Genomic DNA, 4,197 nt, shown 5'->3' with positions numbered 1-4,197 from the left:
AAGATAAGCGAATAGAGCAACTGGATCTATTTTAAAGCACCGCTACCTTTAGGTGGTAAATGAATTAACCCGCTTCGAGCGGTTCACGGTTTTCAAGCCTCCGGCTTTGCCGGAGGTATTTGACTTAGCTGCTTATTTTGCCTCATTAAAAAATAAAAGTGCTGGTGGTGATAAGGAATTAGCGGAACAGGGAAAATCTAAAGCACCGATGTGTTTTGGTTGTCATGGAAATGGTGCGCAAGGCCTGGGTGTAGCCCCCCGTTTAGCTGGCCAACACCCCGCTTATTTACAGCGTCAATTACGTGCTTTTAAAGAGGGAACGCGAAAAAATGGCCCTATGCGCGGTATAGCTGGAATGTTATCTGATGAGGATATTAGGGCTGTTACTGAATATATGGGCAGTTTGAAGTAGGGTGGACTTCAGGTTGCTATCATTTTACGTTGGGGCAGAAAAGCGGTAGGGCATGGTTTTAGCCAGCCCTTAGATGGAGTGATTGGTATTAACGGGCATCACGCCCTACCAAAATATATGCATAGGTCCTCACGTAAAATTAAATTAACACTTTAATAGTCTGCATAAGCTGCGTAGGTTCGAATTTATACGTACTAAAAAAAGTCTATTTAGGCGAGCGGCGTTCAATCATATACCGATGTCGAATACTATAAACACTGCCAGTCCTTTAAGGACTGGCAGTGCTACATAAGTATGGGTAGGCTATATCAAGCCAGTTGCCTAAATACAAGGTACGAATAAATTCGGAACTACAAAAACGTTTTGCCATGATGCTTCGGTACTTAACGCTCGCCTTAAGTTAATAACCATCAGTTAGAATGGCTCAATACATGCGGACTGAAGTTTGCCCTACGATCCTTAAAACCTATGCTATTTTGAAAATCAACGCTACACCCTCTACAATACCCATCTTATTGCTGTTTTTCGGACTCCTTTAACATCATGCCCAACACATCAACTCGCTCAGAACGTAGCCTTTCTTTGATTTTCGTATTTGCAGGCACGCTTTTTGTTAGCGCAACCCTGATGTTTATCTTACAGCCTCTGTATGGCAAACTTATGCTGCCGCTGCTGGGTGGTTCGCCTGCGGTTTGGAATACCTGTATGGTGTTTTATCAGATGCTGCTGTTTTTCGGTTATTTATACGCGCACTTTATCTCCACACGATATAAACCCTTGCGCCAAGTTCAAGTGCATGGCGCGCTTATACTCATCAGTTTAATTGCACTTCCTGTTGGTCTGCCAGAAATTATGACCCCGCCCACCGAAAGCAATCCAACGTTGTGGCTGGTCGGCGTGTTATTTATTTCCATTGGTTTACCCTTTTTTATTCTTTCGACCACTTCACCATTAATTCAAAAATGGTTCTCGCATGTCGGCCATCATACCAGTCATGATCCTTATTACCTTTATGCAGCTAGTAATAGCGGTAGCCTGTTAGCGCTACTCAGTTATCCTTTTATCATTGAACCTAATATTGGTTTAAGTGCGCAAAAAATAACATGGAGCGTGGGCTATATTGGCCTGATTTTATTAATAGCCGCTTGTGCTTGGCTGTTTATACGTTTGTATCAAGATAGCTCGAATACAGAAATAGATGAACAAAAGGTTGTACAAGTTGAACCGACTTTATTAACGAAACTTCACTGGCTTGCACTCGCTTTTGTACCTTCTAGCTTATTATTAGGCTTAACTAATTTCGTTAGTACCGATATCGCTGCAGCGCCTTTGTTGTGGATTATTCCACTTACCTTGTACCTCTTGTCTTTTGTTTTAGTTTTCTCGCGCTGGGCTAAAGGCATTCATCGCGTATCAGTGTGGTTACAGCCTGTCGTTTTATTACCTTTTATTGCTTACTCTTTTATTAATCCAGCGATATTACCGTACTGGGTGGATTTAGTGTTGCATTTATGTGCCTTTTTCCTTGCGGTTATGGTCTGTCATGGAGAGTTGGCTAAATATCGCCCGCATACCGCTTATCTAACTTTATACTATTTAATAATGTCTTTTGCTGGCATGTTAGGTGGTATGTTTAACACCTTTGTTGCTCCCTTTATCTTTAATGGTATTTATGAATACCCAATTATGATTGTCGCCGCCTTATTACTGCGTCCTGCTGATAAAATTTGGCAGAATCAACAATGGCAAGTATGGGCTAAACAAGCAGGATTTCCGCTGCTAATTTTTGTTTTAGGTTGGGCTATTTATTTAGGTGTTTCTGATCTAGGTGGATATATGGATAATATCGGCACAGCACTGATATTATTGGCTGGTTTAACTTATGCCTTTCGTAAGCAAGCTTTAAGCTTAGCCTTATTCACAGGGACGATAATTTTCTTTATTGTTGGCTTGCGTGCCATCATGTCCAATACTATTTATCAAGAACGCACCTTTTTTGGTGTGGTCTCGGTGCGTAATAGTGTCTTATTAAATGAGCAGGGCAGACCCGAAAAATACAAAGAATTATTTCATGGTACAACCAAACATGGTGCGCAACGTTCAGGTATTCATGAGCAAGAGCCATTAACTTATTATAGCCGTCCAGGCCCGATGGGACAGCTATTTAAAGAGTTTGATAATAGCAATCAACAGTGGCAAATAGGTATCGTTGGTTTAGGCGCGGGGGCTTTAGCTTGTTACGCCAAACCACAACAAATATGGACATTTTATGAAATTGATCCGGTCATTGTCGATATTGCAAAAAATATAAACTATTTTACTTATTTACAACGATGCACACCAAAAGCAGCCATGGTTATTGGTGATGCGCGTTTATCTTTACAATCAGAAGCGGATGCAAAATTTGACCTATTAGTGATTGATGCCTTTAGTTCAGATTCAGTACCGACGCATTTATTAACTCAAGAAGCGATACAACTTTACCTGAGTAAATTAACCGAGAATGGCATTTTAGCGTTTCATATTACCAATCGACATTTAGCCTTGAAGAAGGTTTTATCTGATCATGCCAAGCAATTAGGTTATGCCGCATTGATACAAGAGTTTAAACCACAGCGAGAAATTCCTTTAGTTATTGCGACAGATTGGTTTGTTTTAGCCAAAAATGAACAGGCCTTAGCGCCTTTATATAAGCAAGGCTTAGGTCTGTGGCAGAAACCTGCCTTGTATTTTGATATGAAACCGTGGACAGATGACTTTACTAATATAGTGAGTATTTGGAAGTAATTGGGTAGCTTAATAGCAAAGAATATAGTAGCTTTCGGCTATTAAAGGGGGCAGGTAGTTTTTTCTGTCTGCTTTCCTATAAAGTTGTTAGCGGGGGATTTATGTTCAACCTAGACTTTCAATAAAGCTTGTGCCCATGTTTGATTGGTTATTAGTTTGAATTAATAGTCTTATTTCTTGTTTCCATGATGCTGTAGAAGTTCATAGATGAGTGCTCAGCGCCCCAATGAGCTAATTCCTTAACTTAATGGCAGTGGATGCGTAGAGTGCTACTTTATTTTTTAACAGGTCGTTATTTGTTTAAAAGGTAATCCATAAGGTTCCAGCGGGTTTTGTTTTTCTGGCTTGTTTCTCCTTGAATCCAGTGTGCAAATAAAGTATCAATCGTACCATCTGTTTGTTTGATTTTAATCCAAGTACTGAGAAAATGTTCCAGTATTAGGTCTTCGTCACTAACGGCAATTACTAATGGAGCGCCTTGGCGGTTAGCAAAAGGATTGACTACAACATATTCAGGGTAGAGCAGTGTCCAAGCGGAACCACCTTCAGCCGTGGTGAGAATAATTTGATTGTGGAATTCCTTATTGTTGAAAAACTCTATCTCTGAGTCTAATTCAGTCACGTTAAAATTGGGGAATAGCTGGTGAGCACGAGCTGAGAAATGACTTTCTTTACGTACAAATGCCCGGATATTCTTGAGCTTAAGAATGGATTCACTATTGCTGAATTTATTACGCAGATGGTCGGGTACAACTAAGGCTAAATGTACATCAAGATAGCTAGTGCTGTATAGCATGCGTGAGGCTGCGAGTAAGCTGAGATTTGGTGTAATGCCAGAAACAGCAATGTCGAAATGATCATCGTCTAATTGTTAACGGTGTCCGACATTTTATTACAGATATGCCATCAAAACAGGTCGGAGCTTGCGCTCAAAGAGCCATGTGGCGCTTTTCTTTAGGAAATTGTTTTTTAAGAACCGCCAAGCTTGTTTGGTAATC

3 protein-coding genes are annotated in these 4,197 nt (G+C 40.5%); 2 read left to right on the top strand and 1 reads right to left on the bottom strand.

Features of this window, described 5'->3' with window-relative positions:
* Positions 1-106: 106 nt before the first annotated feature.
* Together BQ7314_RS02495 and BQ7314_RS02490 are read left to right on the top strand one after the other, a co-directional pair.
* On the top strand, positions 107-412 hold the full coding sequence (locus tag BQ7314_RS02495) for a c-type cytochrome (RefSeq protein ID WP_174482130.1): 306 nt from the start codon (positions 107-109) through the stop codon (positions 410-412).
* A gap of 543 nt (positions 413-955) precedes the next feature.
* On the top strand, positions 956-3,199 hold the full coding sequence (locus tag BQ7314_RS02490; RefSeq protein WP_174482129.1) for a fused MFS/spermidine synthase: 2,244 nt from the start codon (positions 956-958) through the stop codon (positions 3,197-3,199).
* Between the two features lie 292 nt (positions 3,200-3,491).
* On the opposite strand, the gene BQ7314_RS02485 is transcribed toward BQ7314_RS02490, so the two are convergent.
* Positions 3,492-3,995: a hypothetical protein gene (locus BQ7314_RS02485; RefSeq protein ID WP_174482128.1), complete on the bottom strand. Its 504-nt coding sequence runs from the start codon at positions 3,993-3,995 to the stop codon at positions 3,492-3,494.
* Positions 3,996-4,197: the final 202 nt, after the last annotated feature.

Origin of the sequence: methanotrophic endosymbiont of Bathymodiolus puteoserpentis (Logatchev), from assembly GCF_900128525.1 — a bacterium.
Taxonomy (GTDB): Bacteria; Pseudomonadota; Gammaproteobacteria; order Methylococcales; family Methylomonadaceae; genus Methyloprofundus.
This window is presented reverse-complemented; position numbering and strand designations above follow the sequence as displayed.

Coding starts and splice junctions, on each gene's coding strand:
- BQ7314_RS02490 (WP_174482129.1), top strand. CDS start 956: ATGCCCAACACATCAACTCGCTCAGAACGTAGCCTTTCTTTGATTTTC.
- BQ7314_RS02485 (WP_174482128.1), bottom strand. CDS start 3,995: ATGCTATACAGCACTAGCTATCTTGATGTACATTTAGCCTTAGTTGTA.